The 16818-nt window shown below is 51.8% G+C and carries 16 protein-coding genes; 13 read left to right on the forward strand and 3 right to left on the reverse strand.

Annotated features, from left to right (window positions below; translation table 11 throughout):
- Nucleotides 1-296 precede the first annotated feature (296 nt).
- The 6 genes from ACFORK_RS15195 to ACFORK_RS15220 all read left to right on the forward strand — a co-directional run bounded on the left by ACFORK_RS15195 (nt 297) and on the right by ACFORK_RS15220 (nt 6966).
- Entirely contained in the window at nt 297-962 is a 666-nt protein-coding gene (locus ACFORK_RS15195) for a succinate dehydrogenase cytochrome b558 subunit (RefSeq protein ID WP_379200272.1), read from the forward strand.
- Between the two features lie 111 nt (nt 963-1073).
- Nucleotides 1074-2819, forward strand: coding sequence for a succinate dehydrogenase flavoprotein subunit (gene sdhA, locus ACFORK_RS15200; RefSeq protein ID WP_379200274.1), 1746 nt, complete (start codon nt 1074-1076; stop codon nt 2817-2819).
- A gap of 620 nt (nt 2820-3439) precedes the next feature.
- On the forward strand, nt 3440-4204 hold the full coding sequence (sdhB, locus tag ACFORK_RS15205; RefSeq protein ID WP_379200605.1) for a succinate dehydrogenase iron-sulfur subunit: 765 nt from the start codon (nt 3440-3442) through the stop codon (nt 4202-4204).
- A gap of 226 nt (nt 4205-4430) precedes the next feature.
- Nucleotides 4431-5219 carry a DUF3891 family protein gene (locus tag ACFORK_RS15210; RefSeq protein ID WP_379200276.1) on the forward strand — a complete coding sequence of 263 codons (789 nt, stop codon included), beginning with the start codon at nt 4431-4433 and terminating at the stop codon, nt 5217-5219.
- Nucleotides 5220-5261: 42 nt separating this feature from the next.
- Nucleotides 5262-6167 carry a metallophosphoesterase gene (locus tag ACFORK_RS15215; protein ID WP_379200278.1) on the forward strand — a complete coding sequence of 302 codons (906 nt, stop codon included), beginning with the start codon at nt 5262-5264 and terminating at the stop codon, nt 6165-6167.
- 214 nt (nt 6168-6381) lie between these two features.
- Nucleotides 6382-6966, forward strand: a complete 585-nt coding sequence (locus ACFORK_RS15220; RefSeq protein ID WP_379200280.1) for a GNAT family N-acetyltransferase — start codon at nt 6382-6384, stop codon at nt 6964-6966.
- A gap of 107 nt (nt 6967-7073) precedes the next feature.
- Here the strand turns inward: ACFORK_RS15220 and ACFORK_RS15225 are convergent, their stop codons facing one another.
- Together ACFORK_RS15225 and ACFORK_RS15230 are read right to left on the reverse strand one after the other, a co-directional pair.
- A complete protein-coding gene (locus ACFORK_RS15225) occupies nt 7074-7883 on the reverse strand; it encodes a histidinol-phosphatase (RefSeq protein WP_379200282.1) in 810 nt (269 codons plus the stop codon).
- Nucleotides 7884-7922: 39 nt separating this feature from the next.
- The gene (locus ACFORK_RS15230; protein ID WP_379200284.1) at nt 7923-8825 is read right to left on the reverse strand and encodes a LysR substrate-binding domain-containing protein; all 903 of its coding nucleotides are present in this window, start codon (nt 8823-8825) and stop codon (nt 7923-7925) included.
- Nucleotides 8826-9074: 249 nt separating this feature from the next.
- Between ACFORK_RS15230 and ACFORK_RS15235 the strand changes: the two genes are divergently transcribed.
- From ACFORK_RS15235 to thrS, 7 genes are all read left to right on the forward strand, one after another.
- Entirely contained in the window at nt 9075-9530 is a 456-nt protein-coding gene (locus ACFORK_RS15235; protein WP_379200286.1) for a chemotaxis protein CheX, read from the forward strand.
- A 30-nt stretch (nt 9531-9560) separates the two neighbouring features.
- The gene (locus ACFORK_RS15240; RefSeq protein ID WP_379200288.1) at nt 9561-10337 is read left to right on the forward strand and encodes an SDR family NAD(P)-dependent oxidoreductase; all 777 of its coding nucleotides are present in this window, start codon (nt 9561-9563) and stop codon (nt 10335-10337) included.
- A 98-nt stretch (nt 10338-10435) separates the two neighbouring features.
- Nucleotides 10436-11920 carry a DEAD/DEAH box helicase gene (locus tag ACFORK_RS15245; protein ID WP_379200290.1) on the forward strand — a complete coding sequence of 495 codons (1485 nt, stop codon included), beginning with the start codon at nt 10436-10438 and terminating at the stop codon, nt 11918-11920.
- On the forward strand, nt 11917-12663 hold the full coding sequence (locus tag ACFORK_RS15250; RefSeq protein ID WP_379200292.1) for an ABC transporter ATP-binding protein: 747 nt from the start codon (nt 11917-11919) through the stop codon (nt 12661-12663). The genes ACFORK_RS15245 and ACFORK_RS15250 overlap by 4 nt, the downstream gene beginning before the upstream one ends.
- Before the next feature lies 1 nt (nt 12664).
- A complete protein-coding gene (locus tag ACFORK_RS15255) occupies nt 12665-13885 on the forward strand; it encodes an ABC transporter permease (protein WP_379200294.1) in 1221 nt (406 codons plus the stop codon).
- Nucleotides 13886-13936: 51 nt separating this feature from the next.
- Complete coding sequence (locus tag ACFORK_RS15260) at nt 13937-14080, forward strand: hypothetical protein (protein ID WP_379200296.1); 144 nt, start codon at nt 13937-13939, stop codon at nt 14078-14080.
- A gap of 211 nt (nt 14081-14291) precedes the next feature.
- Nucleotides 14292-16244, forward strand: coding sequence for a threonine--tRNA ligase (gene thrS, locus ACFORK_RS15265; RefSeq protein WP_379200299.1), 1953 nt, complete (start codon nt 14292-14294; stop codon nt 16242-16244).
- 126 nt (nt 16245-16370) lie between these two features.
- Here thrS and ACFORK_RS15270 read toward each other — a convergent pair whose 3' ends face one another.
- Nucleotides 16371-16733 (reverse strand): RidA family protein, encoded by a 363-nt coding sequence (locus ACFORK_RS15270; RefSeq protein ID WP_379200301.1) that lies wholly within the window; start codon nt 16731-16733, stop codon nt 16371-16373.
- Nucleotides 16734-16818: the final 85 nt, after the last annotated feature.

Here is a 16818-nt window from a genome sequence, read left to right on the forward strand (position 1 = left end):
ACATTGTAAATGATAATCATTATCACATAAAAGACATTCTTATGCACTAATTGTATAACGATTAATAATTATATTGCAATTCCCTTATAAGACAAAAAAGAGTAACATGAAAAGTGACACAAGATATTCACAGTTTGTGAATAAATAATCAAAGTCCGGGAACACAAGGGATAGCGGCTTGCAAATCGGGAAATATCCTTTTTTCATGTAATCATGCAGCTGTTTCAAGAAGTAGTCCCGGCGGTAAATGCTCATTAATGAAAACGCTGTTTTAATTGGAAAGGGGACACACCAGTATGAGAGGATTTTATTCCAGAAAGATTCATTCCTTGCTCGGCGTTATCCCGCTCGGGGGCTTTTTCCTTGAGCACATGCTGACGAATTTCTCCGCAGTTGAGGGTGGCGCTTCCGGTTTCACAGACAGTGTGCTGTGGCTGAACAGCCTGCCGCTAGTCTTCTTCCTGGAATTGTTCGGTATATGGCTTCCGTTGCTGTATCACGGGGTATACGGTCTGTACATCGCTTACCAGTCGAAGCCGAACCTGAACCGTTTTAAGCTGGAACGCAACTGGCGATATACCTTGCAGCGGGTCACAGGGGTTATCACGTTTATCTTTATCGTCTGGCATGTGTTCGAGACCCGCTTCCAGGTGACACTCGGCAATGTGAAGCATGAGGAGCTTGGCGGATTGATGCACAATATTGTGACCCAGCCGCTGCTGCTTACATTCTACATCATCGCAATCGTGGCGTCGTCCTTCCACTTTGCCAACGGGCTGTGGTCGTTCCTGATCAGCTGGGGTATTACCGTCGGGCCGCGCTCGCAGCGCGTATCTTCCGTGATCTGCCTGGGGCTGTTCGTGATCGTAACGGTTATGTTCCTGGTATCGCTGGTCACTTTCCGTGACAGTGAGTTCCAGACGGCTGCGGCTGCTCTGCAATCATTGAAGACCTTCATCTAAATTAAAAGTAGATTATTCATATTTTCGGTAAGCGTATGCTTTTGAAATCGGTGTTGTACGAAGCTGATCGATGCGGCATATGCTGACAAAACAGTTAGGAGTGAACTTATCATGGCAACAGCAGACATCATTATCGTGGGCGGTGGTCTGGCCGGCTTGATGGCGACCATCAAGGCAGCTGAATCCGGAGCGCATGTTCATCTATTCTCGCTTGTCCCTGTCAAAAGATCACACTCTGTCTGTGCCCAAGGCGGCATTAATGGTGCCGTGAACACGAAGGGCGAGGGAGACTCGCCTTGGGAGCATTTTGACGATACGGTCTACGGCGGAGACTTCTTGGCGAACCAGCCGCCAGTCAAGGCGATGTGCGAAGCGGCGCCCGGCATTATTCACTTGATGGACCGGATGGGCGTTATGTTCAACCGTACGCCGGAAGGCTTGCTCGATTTCCGCCGGTTCGGCGGCACGAAGCGCCACCGGACGGCTTTTGCCGGAGCGACAACAGGACAGCAACTGCTGTACGCACTTGACGAGCAGGTTCGCCGCTGGGAGGCGGAGGGTCTGGTCACCAAGAGCGAGAATTGGGAATTCCTCTCGGCCATTATTGATAACGACGGCGTCTGCCGCGGGATCAGCGCTCAGAATCTGAAGACGATGGAAATCGAGACCTTCCCGGCCGATGCCGTAATTCTGGCCAGCGGCGGTCCCGGCATCATTTTCGGCAAAACGACCAACTCTGTTATTAACACGGGAACCGCGGCTAGTGCCGTATACCAACAGGGTGTGCATTACGCGAACGGAGAGTTCATACAGATTCACCCTACAGCCATTCCGGGCGATGACAAGCTGCGGCTGATGTCGGAATCGGCGCGCGGGGAAGGCGGACGGATCTGGACCTACAAGGACGGCAAGCCGTGGTATTTCCTCGAAGAAAAATATCCAGCGTACGGTAACCTGGTGCCGCGTGACATCGCGACCCGTGAGATTTTTAATGTCTGTGTCGATCAGGGACTCGGCATCAATGGGGAGAACATGGTGTATCTCGATCTCTCTCATAAAGATCCGAAGGAATTGGACGTCAAGCTCGGCGGGATTATCGAAATCTACGAGAAGTTCATGGGTGATGATCCACGCAAGATTCCTATGAAAATCTTCCCGGCAGTCCACTATTCCATGGGTGGCATGTGGGTCGATTACAACCAGATGACGAATATTCCGGGCCTCTTCGCGGCAGGGGAATGTGAGTACCAGTACCATGGCGCGAACCGCCTCGGAGCTAACTCGCTAGTATCCGCCATTTACGGCGGGATGGTCGCCGGACCGAAGGCGGTTGAATATATTAAAGGCTTGAAGAAATCGGTGCAGGATATCTCCTCTACCGTGTTCGATGGCTTCCACAAGAAGCAGACCGATAAATATGAGTCCCTTTTGGGGATGTCGGGCAAAGAGAATGCCTATGTCATCCACAAGGAACTAGGCGAATGGATGACCGCTAACATGACGGTGGTGCGCCACAACACCAAGCTGGAAGCAACGATCGGCAAAATCAAGGAGCTCAAGGAACGCTACCGGAACATCAACATGAACGATACGTCACGCTGGAACAACCAGGGTGTCGCGTTCACTCGCCAGCTGTGGAACATGCTGGAGCTGTCCGAGGCGATGACGCTGGGTGCATTGCTTCGCAACGAGAGCCGCGGAGCGCACTACAAGCCAGAGTTCCCGGACCGCAACGATGAGGAGTTCCTGAAGACAACCAAAGCGGAGTGGACTGCGGAAGGCCCGCAGATTTCCTACGAAGCCGTAGATGTCTCGCTGATCCCGCCGCGGATTCGGGACTACTCGAAGGACAAGTAAGCGGGAGCTTAACGCGACCAACTAAAGGCTGGAGGACTGCGACGGAGCGGTAATTGTCCGGTAGCAGGATGCTCAGTGTCAGCAAGCGGTCGGTGAACGCGGCGTGGTGGTAATTGTGTAGTCGAGGAGTGCTTGGCAAAGCCACTGCTTCAGAAAGTTGACACTCATGCATGAGGCTAACGGTGGGCTAACGGACCCTATCGTCGTTATTTGCACCTTAAGCCGCTTCTGGAACATGTAACGGACTGAGGGGACGCTATTTCCTCCCAAATCGTGAACTTTACACAGGATTTCTGCTCATAACGTTTCTGGAGTCCGTTACTTTCTGGAACGATGGGTTGTTAGGAAATAACGCCTCTGGCGTCCGTTAACAGAGGGAACAAGAAGCAATTACTGATTTCGCGATAGTATTTCGAGGTAGCATTACTTAGCAGGTTGGATCGTTAACCGAAGAACGTAACAGACAATGGCTAACTGACGAACGCTAACTGACGAACGTTAACCAACCAGTAGCTGCAATTGTCAGATCAGCAGGCTCATGGACGGTAAATAAATAGTCCTGTTGGCAAAATGAGATTCAAGAAACGTATACTTCATAACACTTTTAGGAGGTAACGATGATGGCGGAAACAGCCCAAGCTCCCAAAAACGTAAAGTTTGTTATCACCCGCCAGGATGATCCGCAAAGCTCGTCGTATACAGAGGAATTTGATCTTCCTTACCGTCCAGGGATGAACGTGATCAGCGCCCTGATGGAAATTCAACGTAATCCGGTCAATGCCAAGGGCGATAGTACGGTTCCGGTATGCTGGGACTCCAACTGTTTGGAGGAAGTGTGTGGTGCCTGCTCCATGGTCATCAACGGCAAGCCTCGCCAAGCCTGTGCTGCCCTGATCGATAATCTGGAACAGCCTGTCCGGATCGAGCCGATGAAGACATTCCCTGTGGTACGCGACCTTGTTATTGACCGCAGCCGGATGTTTAACGCCCTCAAGCGGGTAAAAGCCTGGATTCCTATTGACGGTACTTACGATTTGGGTCCAGGGCCGCGTATGCCTGAAAAGAAACGGCAATGGGCGTACGAATTGTCCAAGTGCATGACCTGTGGTGTCTGCCTGGAGGCTTGCCCGAATGTCAATGCCAAGACCGATTTTATCGGTCCGGCAGCAATCTCTCAGGTCCGGCTGTTCAATGCCCATCCAACGGGCGAGATGAATGCGGAAGAGCGCCTGGAAGCGCTGATGGAAGATGGCGGGATCGACGGTTGCGGTAACTCGCAGAACTGTGTGGCGGCTTGTCCGAAGGGCATTCCACTGACAACTTCGATTGCCGAGATTAACAAGCAGACTACGAAGCATATGTTCAAACGCTGGCTGGGTGTCTAACAGGAACCCTGCTTAGCAGTATAAACAGCCATCCCAGCATCTGCTGCGGGGTGGCTGTTTGTTTTTTTTAGCGTAAGGGTTTAAGTCCGCACTTTTTAGCGTAAATATCCATAAGTCTATCATAATAGCGCTTTCCTGCTGGATTTATATCATCATATCCAACTATGATATAATCATCATAGTTTATGGTAAGCCAGAGAGCAGGAAAAGTTGGGGAGGAATAGAAGTGATTTGTCGGGAGCAGGACGGAGCATTTGTGATGGTGAAGCAGCATGAGCACGGAGAGTTGTCGGGTGTTCTTGCGGAATGGTTCAGAGAAGAGCGCGGCCTTGGGGAGAACCGACGCGAAGAAGTACTGCGAGCGGTGTCCGAGCATGATCGGGGCTGGATTGATCTTGATGAGACGCCTTTTTGGAACGATGCGGCGGATGCACCGTATACTTTCATCGATTTCCCTCTAGTGCCGAAGCTAACCTTCTACCGGCGCGGGCTGAACGAGATTGAAGCTGACACGCCTTATGGAGCGCTGATATGCAGCCTGCATTTCGATCGGCTGATTGATATATCCGGCGAGGATTATCCTGAGCTAACCTTGTATCAGGAGCAGGAGAAAGCGCGCCGGGACCGCATCCGCCGTGAACTGGAAGCAACTGCTCCAATCGGAGAAAGTGAACTGCATTATGATTCCCGTCTGCTGCAGTTCTGTGACGATCTCTCGTTGTACCTGGCGCTCAATAAGCCTGGTAGTACGAAGGCAGAGGAGCATCCGTGGTGGCGTGAAGGGTTTACGGGCAGTGAGGATTTTGTCTTTACCTCCGGGCAGCGGATTACGGCGAATTGGAAGGATGAGGCGACTTTGATTTTGAACCCGTTTCCATTTAGCCGGCAGCTAGAAGTATCTTTCAAGCAGCGTCGTGTCCAGAAGTCAGTAATCAAGGCAAAGGGAATTGCTTCTGCATATAAGGAGGCACCGGAAGAGGTAGTACATCTGGTACTCGCTGGTCCAGAGCAATAAGGTGCAAATCCGAAGGTAAATAACCCGAAAGGAGAATACCCTATGAACACAGGCTCATCCGGGGTTCCTCCCCTTGAATGTATAGACAAGCACGATACACAGCACCAGCGGCCCAAAATTACCCGCCGCCAGTTCCTGGCTCGCGGCGCGGCAGCCGCTTTAGGCGTAGGGCTGCTGACCGGTGGTTACTCCTGGCTGGCGGAGCCGCGCTGGCTGGAAGTGACCCGTATAGAGCTGCACCTGGCTGGGCTGCCGGGAGCATTTGCAGGCCTGAAAGTGGTGCATTTTAGCGACACGCACCTGGGTTTTAACAAAGATGCCAGTGACATTGCTCGTCTGGTTGATCATATTAGAAAGGTTGACCCGGATCTGATTTGTTTTACTGGCGATATAGTGGACAGCAATCCCGGTGATTTGACGGAATCTGTACCCGTGCTGGCCGAGCTGAAGGCCCCCCTGGGCAAGTATGCGATTCTAGGCAACCATGATTACAAGAATACGGACAAAGTTACCCGGCTGCTCAAATCAGCGGGATTTCATGTGCTGCGCAATGAATCCATGCTGATCAAGCGCGGCGGCGCGGTAATGGCTATCACTGGACTCGATGATTTGCTGCATGGCCAACCGGACCCAGCAGCAGCGCTGCAAGGCGTTCCTCCGGGCACCTTCACGCTGCTGCTGATGCATGAACCGGATTACGCCGATACGGCGGAGGAATATCCTTTTCATCTGCAGCTGTCGGGACATAGTCATGGCGGGCAAATCCGCTTGCCGATGGTTGGTGCGCCATTCACTCCTTATGGATCGCTGAAATACATATCCGGATTGTATTACACGGAGAACAAACGGATGCCAGTTTATGTGAACCGGGGGTTTGGCGAGACTTATATGCCGTTCCGGCTGTTATGCAGGCCCGAGCTTACGGTATTAACCTTGCGTCAGGCTTGAGCCAAGGCGTAGGGAGTGAATTGGAAGCACTTTAGATTTAATCACCAAGCACGATTCAATCACCCAACCCAGCTATTTCTAAAGAAATTTGGCGGCAGCACTGGCCCCGAAATTCAAACATTTTCTGCTATGATGACCACATCTCATGTCAGTCAACATGCGTAAGTCTGATCAGTATGCTGCATATTTTTCAACTGAGGAGTGTGGAGAGTAAATGAGCGCCCATGAGACCCTGAAGCTGCCCCGTCGGAACGGGACGGCAGTAGAGCTGCGGCCAATGTCGCCGGAGAATGCCCGGACTTTGCGGACGCTGCTCTCTCACCCGCTGGTCAAGCCGCATATTGTGATGCGCCCGGGAGGGTCACAGCCTGTTTTTATGGATAAGCTGATTAACCGAATGCTGTACGCGATTGACCCTGGTGCACTACATGGCGGCATTTATAGGAGCGGACAGCACAAACTGGTAGGAACGGTCTCTTTGCAGAACTGGAACCGGCAGGAGGGCAAAGCGACTTTGGGCTACATGATTGATCCAGAGTGGTGGGGACATGGTTTCGCTACTGAAGCGGTGGGACTATTGCTGAATTACGGATTTCAGGAGCTGGGGCTGAAGGTGGTGGAAGGTCGATGCAGGGGAGACAATACAGGTTCGGAGCGGGTGATGCTAAAAAATGGATTACAGTTGGAGCGTACCGTACCAATCGTAGCTTCCGGTGGCGATGTAATGAAAGTCTTCAGGCTTTGTTACACAAATGAAATAATGCCGTTATACAACTCTAACAGTGTCCGGTTAAACTAAGTACATGACCCCCTTTTGAAAATATATAACTGTTTTGGGACCCGATCACTCGGGTCCATTTTTTTTGCCGTTATTCATATCTGGGGAAGGGACGGTAGTACTTGTGACTAGAGGGCGACGGTGATCTTCTCACGCTGCTTGAAGTATACCCAGTGCTTGAACCCGATTTCCTTGAGGCGTGCGGCGACATCGTCTAGCTCATCAGCCACACGGGACGGCTTGTGCGCATCGGAACCGAAGGTGACTGCGACGCCGAAATGCAAGGCTCGCTCCAGGATGGCGTCAGACGGGTACCAGCCTCCGCTTAGCTTGGTTTTACCCGAAGTATTGATCTCGATAGCTACGCCGCATTCACCGATGGTGCGCAGGCATTCATCCAACGGTCCTGGTGTAGGTATTTCGGAGAAAGCTGGATAGTTCCCTTTCATGGCATCGATATGCCCAAGAATCTGGAACATGCCACTGCGGGCAGACTCTGCAATCAGGCGGTAGTATTCTGTTTTGGCCGCAATTTGGTCAGAGTGGCTTAGTCCTTTCCAGCGGCCTTTATTAAAAATGCTTACGTCAGCCACATAATGCACTGACCCGATAATATAGTCGAAGGGATGCCGACCGAGTGTCGTGCGATATAGCTCCGCATGCTGTGGAAAATAATCCGACTCGATACCCAGAAGTACGTCGATCCGGCCTTCGTATTCTTTTTTCAGCGACAGGACTTCATCGACATAGAGCGCCAGCTCCGATTTCGCCATAGCGATACGCGGAAAAGCTTGCTCCGAGGGGCTTCCAAAGTAGGGGGTGTGATCGGAGATGCCTATGGCGCTCAGTCCGGCGCTCAGTCCAGCCTCAATATAATCGCGGATGTTTCCGTCGGCATGGCCGCAGCGAAAATGATGTGTGTGTAGATCGAATTTCATGGCAGGACCTCTCCTTTGACCAATATAGTGGTGTGGCGGTTATTCCGAACCGATGAACTGGGTTTCTGGCATGCCCTTGAGATCGCTTAGAAATTGTCTCATGGCGGAATTGACGTATTTGCCGGCCTTCGTAATGACGCCTACCGGATGGGTGACTTCAAGCTCGATAATCGGCACAATCTTCAGGCTCCCTGCCCGCACCTCTGCGGTGACGGACTGCTTGGAGATGATAGCGGCGCCGAGATCCAGCTCCACCATTCGTTTGACTTCCTCACTGCTGGTAAGTTCCATAATGACTTGCGGCTGAATGCCGTGCTTGGCCATGACCTCATCTGCAAACTTGCGGCCGACGGTATCGGGTGACAGCAGAATCAGCGGTGTTTTGCCCAAGGCCTCGATCCCTGCGGTTTTGGCCTGTGCCAGAGGGTGACGGGGCGAGACGACAAGCTCGAAGGTATCATAATACAGAGTGGACGTGGTCATGCCAGGACTCCCCCCGATCAGATAGCCGATGCCTACATCGACAAGTCCATTCTCTACCTGATGATAAATCTGCGAGGAGGACATCGATGAGATGGATGTTTTGATATGGGGGAACTGGTTTTTAAAATAAGACAGAATACGCGGCAGAATTTGAATAGCGATGGAAGTGGTTGTGCCGAGAACGATATGCCCCTGCGGGTTCTCTTCCAGATCCGCAAGCCGCTGCTTTAATTCCTCGACAATTCTTACAATTTGTTCTGCATGGGTCAAGAATACTTGGCCCCTATCGGTCAACGTGACGGGCTGGTTCCGATCAACGAGTTGGGTTTTGAATTCTTCCTCTAGACTTTTGATTTGTGCCGAAACCGCCGGTTGGGTCAGGTTGAGCTGCTCTCCCGCCTTGCGAAAGCTCATGGTTTTGGAGATGGTGATAAGCGTCTCAAGCTGGCTGATGTTCATGGAATTCCTCCCTTGGACCAACCGAAGTGGCTCCTTGTTATTAACGTATTTTACGCACATTGTTGGTATTTGATTAAATTATAGGAGATTACACCCGACAGGGCAATGATCCGCCTTGAGTAATCTTGGGATTTTAGTTGGTCAGGCCTTAATTTTTGGTGAATTGTGCCGATATATGGAGTATAATAATTTATATTGCCTGGGACTTTTGGTATATGACTAAAGCCTAGCGAGGGGGACAGCATCTTCATGAAAGCAGAAGTAATCAATCCGTTTTTGGAGTCTGCACGCATTGTAATCGAACAAGTAATTCAGGTTTCGCCGTCCACCGGTAATCTGGGTGTCAAAGAGATTAAGCAAATCGATAATCATATATGGATACAGGTAGGAATGACCGGACAGCTTAGCGGTAACATTATTTTTGGGATTGCTGAGCAAGTGGCACTGCGGATGGTATCGATCATGATGGGTGGTTTTGTGATTACAGAAATGGACGAGATGGGCCAAAGCGCGATTTCGGAGCTCAGCAATATGATCAGCGGCAATGCCAGCACCATTTTATCCAACCAGGGAGTCGCTGTAGATATTACACCGCCGAAGTTGATGAAATCGGATAGTATGTCATTTGAATCGAGCAAAGCGCTTAGCATCCCGCTGTTGATGGAAGGGATCGGCGAACTGGATATTCAGGTGATGATCTCTTAGTGCACATAACAGGGAGCTGAACTGCATTTCATGGAGTTGAAGGATAAAATTATTGTCATTACAGGGGCGTCGAGCGGCATCGGCGCACTCACGGCGCAGATGTTAAGCGGCCGGGGTGCCGTTCCTGTTCTGTTGGCGCGTTCAGAAGACAAGCTGAAAGAAACGGCGGCCGGAATTCCGGGCGTTTTTGGATTGTATCCATGCGATGTAAGAGATGCGGCAGCCGTAGAAGAGACGTTTGCCAGAATCCTTGCCGATTATGGCAGAATCGATATTCTGCTTAACAATGCCGGCTATGGCAAATTTGCTCCGTTTACAGAGATGGACCCCGAGGAATTCGACGATATGATGGATGTCAATTACATGGGGATTGTCCGCTGCACCAAGGCGGTAGTTCCGCATATGCTAGCTCGGGGAACCGGTCAGATTGTGAATGTGGCCTCCATGGCGGGCAAGATAGGAACCTCCAAAGCGGTAGCATATTCTGCAACCAAGCACGCTGTGCTGGGTTTTACGAATGCGTTGCGACAAGAGCTGCGCAAGACTGGAATCATTGTCTCGGCGGTTAATCCGGGGCCGATCGCGACCGATTTCTTCAAGATTGCCGACCCGTCCGGGGGCTACGAGAAGAGCGTGGCGAGAATGATGATGACGCCGGAGCATGTCTCCACCAAGATTGTCCGATTGATGGAGAAGGGCAAGGAGGAGCTGGATCTACCGGGCCTCGCAGCCTTCGGCATCCGGCTGTATGGACTTTTTCCCCGGCTGGCGGACAAGCTGACCTATAACGCCATGAACCGTAAATAACGAGTGGCAAAAGGACGATGGGGCCTTCCATTTGGTGGAGAGGCCTTTTTGGCATATAATAAAGATATTATCTCAAGCGAAAAGGATGAATTACTATTATGACTAAAGCTTCATTTGCGGCCATCGGCATCCAGGAAGATCTAGCGGCCCGATTGTCGGAATTCGGCATCAACGAGCCTTCCCCTGTACAGGAGCAGACGATTCCGTTACTTCTGGAAGGAAGAGACGTGATCGCGGCTTCCCAGACTGGCACAGGTAAGACGCTGGCTTATCTGCTGCCGCTGCTTCAGGGCATTAACCCGGAACAGAAAGTGGTGCAGAAGCTTGTACTTGCGCCTACACAGGAGCTGGCCATGCAGATTGTGCGTGAAGCTGAGCGTTATGGTGCGCACCGGGGAATCCGTGTGCAGGGTCTGATCGGAGGTGCGGCGATCAAGCGGCAAATAGACAAGCTACGTGAGCATCCGCAGCTTGTAGTCGGTACTCCCGGCCGAATCCGGGAACTGATCGGACTGCGCAAGCTGAAGATGCATGAGGTTAGCACAATCGTCATTGACGAGGCTGATCAGATGTTCCAACTGAGCGGAGCTGGAGAGGTAGCGAAGATTGTTAGCAGTGCGCTGCGGACAAGGCAGCTCGTCATGCTCTCAGCCACGATTGGACCGGAGACGAAAGCGCTGGCGAATCGGGAGATGAAGAATCCGGCAGAAGTTGGCATTGCCCCAGGAGTGATGACCTCCCAAACTCTGGAGCATCATTACGTGGTAACTGAGGAACGGAACAAGATCGATATGCTGCGCCGGGTGATCCGTCATTACAATCCTAAGAAGGCTATTGTGTTCGTGAATGCTACAGATGATATTGCTGAAGTAGAAGCCAAGCTGAACCATCTGGGATTGACGGCGGCAGCTATTTACGGAGATGCGGATAAAGTTACACGCAGTCATGTATTGTCCAAGTTCCGTGACGGCAAATTTAAGGTGCTGGTCGCCAGTGACGTTGCAGCACGGGGATTGGACATTGAGGATTTGTCACTGGTGGTCAGCTTTGATCCCGCCTTTGACTCCGAGCATTATGTACACCGGGCTGGCCGGACCGGTCGCATGGGCCGCCGTGGTTTATCGGTCTCCATTGTGACAGAACAGCAGACTTTTATTATGCGCAAATTCGCACGGGAACTGGACATTGCGCTGGAAGAGCGCGAGCTGTTCGCCGGGAAGGTGCTTACTGCGGAGGAAGCTCGCAATTCGGCCCGCAGTGGCGGATCATTTAGCGGCGGAGCGGCACCGCGCAATAGTTCTGCAGGTGGCGGAACAGAATCCCGCAGCGGCAAGCCTACGGTACGGACGTCCAGTGTCGGTTCTGCAGCTGCCGAAGCGGCTAATTCTGTCGAGCCAACCCGGCGTCCGGTACAAGAGAACACTGCTGCGTCATCCGGTGGGGACCCGCGACGGGATCACCGCAGCGGAGCAGCACCTGTTCGCAATAAACGTGCGAGCAATAAGGTCCGCGAGCAAGACCGGAAGAATAAGGGAGCACCGAAGTGGCTCAAGAACAAAACTCCGAGGGGGGATGGCCAGTGAGTATAACTCCCGTATTACAAATTACGGGTTTAACCGGTGGTTACAGTCTGAACAAGCCAGTGCTGCATGATATTGCATTGCAAGTCCAGCCCGGTGAAATGGTTGGTCTGATCGGCCTGAACGGGGCAGGTAAAAGCACGACGATGAAACATATTCTTGGGCTGATGTCTCCGCATAAAGGAGAAATTCGGGTCAATGACAAGACACGGGCTGCCGATCCCGAGGGGTATCACGGCGCGTTGTCCTTTGTGCCGGAATCCCCGCTCTTGTACGAAGAAATGACAGTGCGAGAGCATGTGGAATTTACAGCGCGATCCTATGGTGTGGATCGCAGCGACTATGAATCTCGAAGTATCCAGCTTGCGAAGCTGTTCCGCATGGAGGACAAGATGGACACGCTGTCCTCTCATCTGTCCAAGGGTATGAAGCAGAAGGTCATGATTATGTGCGCTTTCGTGGCTCGTCCTGCCCTGTACGTGATTGACGAGCCTTTTCTAGGTCTGGACCCGCTAGGGATTCGTTCCCTGCTGGACTTCATGATGGATCTGAAGAAATCTGGCGCGTCGATCCTGCTCAGCTCTCATATTCTGTCTACGATTGAAAACTATTGCGATCGTTTTATTGTGCTGCACCAAGGCAAGGTGATCTCCAGCGGAACGTTGGACGAAATGACTGCGGCGGCCGGATCTCCAGGACAGTCTTTGGAGCAGCTGTTCTACGAGTTGGTTCAAGGAGGTCAGTGATATGGATCTGAAGGAGCTGCGGCGGCAGCGGCGCGGTCAGTCCATGGGGAAAATGCTGCCTTATGCCGGATATATTATCCAGAGTGGTGTGGCGATGGTATTCATCTTCATCCTGATCGCTTTTTCTGCCTGGTATACTTCTCTGCTCCGGAACATTCCGGAAGGCGTTCCTATTCGCTGGATCATGCTCGTACTGCTGCTGCCTGCGGCGGTGCACAGCAGCTTCCGGACCTATCTGCAAAGTCCGGATACCGTCTTCCTGCTGCCGCAGGGTCATCGGATGCGTGAATACTTTGCTCCGGCGTGGGTCAGTGGGAATGTGTGGAAGCTCCTGCGCCTGGCCTTTGTGCTGATTACGTTATGGCCGCTTTACATACGTACGGAAGAGACTCCCAAACTGCTCTGGGCTACAGCACTCTTGTTGGCCGGAGTGAAGGTGCTGTCGAGCTTCGGCTGCTGGCGCGAGCTCAGCATGCTGTCCCGCCCTGCATCCAGGTCGTTCACCCTCCTGCGCTGGGCGGTTGGCGGTCTTATGATCGCAGCCTGGCTTTGGCAGCCGCCCGGCCGGGCGTTGATTTTTATTGCGCTACTGGCGGCGGCGTACCTCGCAGCGCTGGCCGTTCCGGGCCGGCACCGTGTGGCTTGGGAACGACTTATTGCCACCGAGAAGAATCAGGGCGCTCGGGCGCTGATGATTCTTGGCTGGTTCGTGGATGTACCGGGGCGCGAGCAGCGGGTTAATGCCCGTCGTTATCTCGCCAAATGGGGGAGTAACTTGCCTTGGCGCCAAAGTACGGCTTACCGTTTTCTGCTGACCAAGAGCTTTGCCCGCGGTGACATCTTCGCAATTGTTCTGCGGATCGCCGTGCTTGGCTTATTCCTGAACTGGTGGAATTACGGTAGCTATCTGGGTAGCGGGATTTATCTGTTCTTCCTGTTCCTTCTCGGCATTCAGTTGTCTGCACTACGGAGGCTGCATAGCGAGTCCTTTTGGTTAATTGTGTACCCCTTACCACAGGGCAGCAAGGCGCAGAATTCGATCATGTTTATCTTCCGAATTCAGCTTGCATTGGCTGTATTGTTATGGCTCCCCTTCCTGCGGGGAATCGGGGAGCAGCCTGGGCTGGTGGCCGGAAATCTGGTCGCTGGCGCGCTGTTGGTTTATCTGTTTAAGGCTTATGCTTCCCGCAAGGAAGCTTCACTGGATGACGATGATTTATAGCAGAATACAGGGGGCAGCTGACGCTGTCCCCTGTATTTGCGTGAGGAGATCATGTTAAATAACGCCTTGACTTTATTTTTACGTACAGCTATAATCAACGCCAAGCCATACAATCCCGGCTATGACCAGAGACATGATTCCATTAATCAAGCTGCACAGAGAGAGAAGCAACCGCTGCAAGCTTCTTCTGATTGACGATGGAGTTACCCCTTTGTAGCCGTGATGTGGAACCTGAAGGCTCTGTGCCTGCGGAAGTATACATCACCGGACCATCTCCGTTACAAGATGCTGATGAGGACCCAGCAACCTGTGGGTCAAATTAGGGTGGAACCACGAGCTGAACGCACTCGTCCCTTGGGATGAGTGTTTTTTTGCGTTCAATAATTCGTGGATGGAGGCGTAACAAATGGTTAAAGTAACACTTCCGGACGGGTCTGTCCGGGCATACGAGAATGGCATGACAGTAGAACAGATTGCAGGTTCCATCAGCTCCGCTTTGCGGAAATCGGCAGTTGCCGGCAAAGTGGATGGTGAAGTGGTGGATCTCCGTACAGCGGTAGAGGCCGATAGTAGGGTTGAGATTGTGACGCTGGAAAATGAGGAAGGGCTAAAGATATACCGGCACAGCACAGCCCATCTCTTGGCTCAGGCACTGAAAAGAATATATGGGCAAAAGGCCGTCAAATTGGGCATTGGCCCCGTTATCGAAGACGGATTCTATTATGATATCGACATGGAGAAATCCTTGTCTACAGACGATCTCAAAGCTATTGAGAAAGAAATGAAGAAGATAATACAGGAAAATCTCCCGATTACTCGCCGTGTAGTTAGCCGGGAAGAGGCGTTAGCCATCTTCGGGGAATTGGAAGATCCCTACAAGCTGGAATTGATTCGTGACTTACCGGAAGATTCGGTCATCAGCATCTATGACCAGGGAGAATTCTTCGATCTCTGCCGGGGGCCGCATCTGCCGTCGACTGGCAAGATCAAGGCGTTCAAGCTGCTGAATGTAGCCGGTGCATACTGGCGGGGAGATTCCAATAACCACATGCTGCAGCGAATATACGGCACGTCTTTTCCGAAGCAGAATCAGTTGGATGAGCATCTGAACCTGTTGGAGGAAGCCAAGAAACGGGATCACCGTAAGCTGGGCAAAGAGCTGGACTTATTCATGTTCTCGGAAGAAGCGCCGGGCATGCCCTTCTTCCTGCCCAAAGGCATGATCATTCGTACAGAGCTGGAGGACTTCTCCCGTGAGCTGCAAAGACAGGGCGGCTATGATGAAGTGCGTACACCGTTTATGATGAATGTCCGGATGTGGGAGCAATCAGGTCACTGGGATCATTATAAGGACAATATGTACTTCACAGATGTAGACGATACGAAGTTCGCATTGAAGCCAATGAATTGTCCAGGTCACATGCTGATGTTCAAGAACAGCCGACATTCCTACCGGGAGCTGCCAATGCGTCTGGCCGAGTTCGGCCAGGTTCACCGCCATGAATTCTCTGGCGCGCTGAATGGCATGATGCGGGTGCGTTCCTTCTGTCAGGACGATGCACATCTATTCGTGCTCCCTTCCCAGATTGAGGAGGAGATCGCTGGTGTCATCGAGCTTATCGACCATATTTATCAGGTCTTTGGTTTTCAATACAGCATCGAATTGTCTACTCGGCCTGAGGATTACATGGGCTCCGAGGAGCTGTGGGACGCGGCGGAGCAATCCCTGCAAAATGTGCTGGAGAAGCGCGGCATCCAGTATCGGATCAACCCGGGAGACGGGGCATTCTATGGACCGAAGATCGACTTTCACATTCTCGACGCGCTGAAGCGCAGCTGGCAGTGTGGAACAATACAGCTGGACTTCCAGATGCCAGAGAAGTTCGACCTCAGTTACATTGGCGAGGATAACGGGAAGCATCGGCCGGTGGTTATCCACCGGGCAGTCTACGGCTCCATCGATCGTTTTATCGGGATATTGATAGAGCATTTCTCCGGGGCCTTCCCGGTGTGGATATCACCAGTGCAGGTTCAGATCCTGCCGGTCTCTGACAGGTACAATGAATATGCTTCGCAGGTGAGAAAGGCTTTGGAGGAGGCAGGTATTCGCACTGAAGTTGACTATCGCAGCGAGAAGCTGGGCTACAAAATCCGTGAAGCGCAAATGGCGAAGGTTCCGTATATGATCGTGCTGGGTGAGAGCGAGCAGGCTGGACAATCCATCTCACTTCGCAAGCGGGGGCAGGCTGAGACGGTGACAACAGATCTGCAATCCTTCCTCGCAGTGATTAAACAAGAGATTGCACTGAAATCCCTTGAATTTCTAGATAATAATGTGGTAGCAGCACCACAAGCATAAGATAGCTACGAAGAGAGCGCCAGGCGGATTCCGTCAGGCGCTTTTTATTTTTGACGATGAGAACGGTGCTCTCAAAAAGATAAAATGAGGTGATGCTCTTGTGTGCGGTTCCCAAGAATGCCTTACCTAACTCCGGGGTTTATAAGCAATTCCATCCATCATGCACAGGCAAGAAGAGTTCACAAATTTGCTGGTGGTAGTCATTCGTGCCGGAAAGGTCTCATTATCAAAGTAAGTGCGGAATACGTCACGGGCGACGGAGAAATGCTCGATATCCCGCAGATACAGGTTGATTTGTACAAGATCTACAAGTCTTGCTCCTGCGGCATGCAGGGTAGTCTTGAGATTCTCGAAGCTCTGCATCATCTGAAAGGCAATGTCGTCCCGCTCGTGTCCTCCCGAATGATGAGCAAGAAAGATGAAATCTCCGGCAGCGGTGAAAGCAGAGCAGGTATCATCCCCGTAATGGTTGGATAAACGTGTAATCATTCATATTCCTCGCTATCTATTATGTAATTTTGTATCCATTATACCAAACGTATGTTCTTAAATCTATGATTCATATTACCTTCTT

The organism is Paenibacillus sp. GCM10012306 (genome assembly GCF_042649265.1).
Taxonomy (GTDB): Bacteria; Bacillota; Bacilli; order Paenibacillales; family Paenibacillaceae; genus Paenibacillus_AQ.

Coding starts and splice junctions, on each gene's coding strand:
- thrS (WP_379200299.1), top strand. CDS start 14,292: ATGGTTAAAGTAACACTTCCGGACGGGTCTGTCCGGGCATACGAGAAT.
- ACFORK_RS15255 (WP_379200294.1), top strand. CDS start 12,665: ATGGATCTGAAGGAGCTGCGGCGGCAGCGGCGCGGTCAGTCCATGGGG.
- ACFORK_RS15260 (WP_379200296.1), top strand. CDS start 13,937: ATGTTAAATAACGCCTTGACTTTATTTTTACGTACAGCTATAATCAAC.
- ACFORK_RS15195 (WP_379200272.1), top strand. CDS start 297: ATGAGAGGATTTTATTCCAGAAAGATTCATTCCTTGCTCGGCGTTATC.
- sdhB (WP_379200605.1), top strand. CDS start 3,440: ATGGCGGAAACAGCCCAAGCTCCCAAAAACGTAAAGTTTGTTATCACC.
- ACFORK_RS15240 (WP_379200288.1), top strand. CDS start 9,561: ATGGAGTTGAAGGATAAAATTATTGTCATTACAGGGGCGTCGAGCGGC.
- ACFORK_RS15235 (WP_379200286.1), top strand. CDS start 9,075: ATGAAAGCAGAAGTAATCAATCCGTTTTTGGAGTCTGCACGCATTGTA.
- ACFORK_RS15270 (WP_379200301.1), bottom strand. CDS start 16,733: ATGATTACACGTTTATCCAACCATTACGGGGATGATACCTGCTCTGCT.
- ACFORK_RS15215 (WP_379200278.1), top strand. CDS start 5,262: ATGAACACAGGCTCATCCGGGGTTCCTCCCCTTGAATGTATAGACAAG.
- ACFORK_RS15230 (WP_379200284.1), bottom strand. CDS start 8,825: ATGAACATCAGCCAGCTTGAGACGCTTATCACCATCTCCAAAACCATG.
- ACFORK_RS15225 (WP_379200282.1), bottom strand. CDS start 7,883: ATGAAATTCGATCTACACACACATCATTTTCGCTGCGGCCATGCCGAC.
- ACFORK_RS15245 (WP_379200290.1), top strand. CDS start 10,436: ATGACTAAAGCTTCATTTGCGGCCATCGGCATCCAGGAAGATCTAGCG.
- ACFORK_RS15220 (WP_379200280.1), top strand. CDS start 6,382: ATGAGCGCCCATGAGACCCTGAAGCTGCCCCGTCGGAACGGGACGGCA.
- sdhA (WP_379200274.1), top strand. CDS start 1,074: ATGGCAACAGCAGACATCATTATCGTGGGCGGTGGTCTGGCCGGCTTG.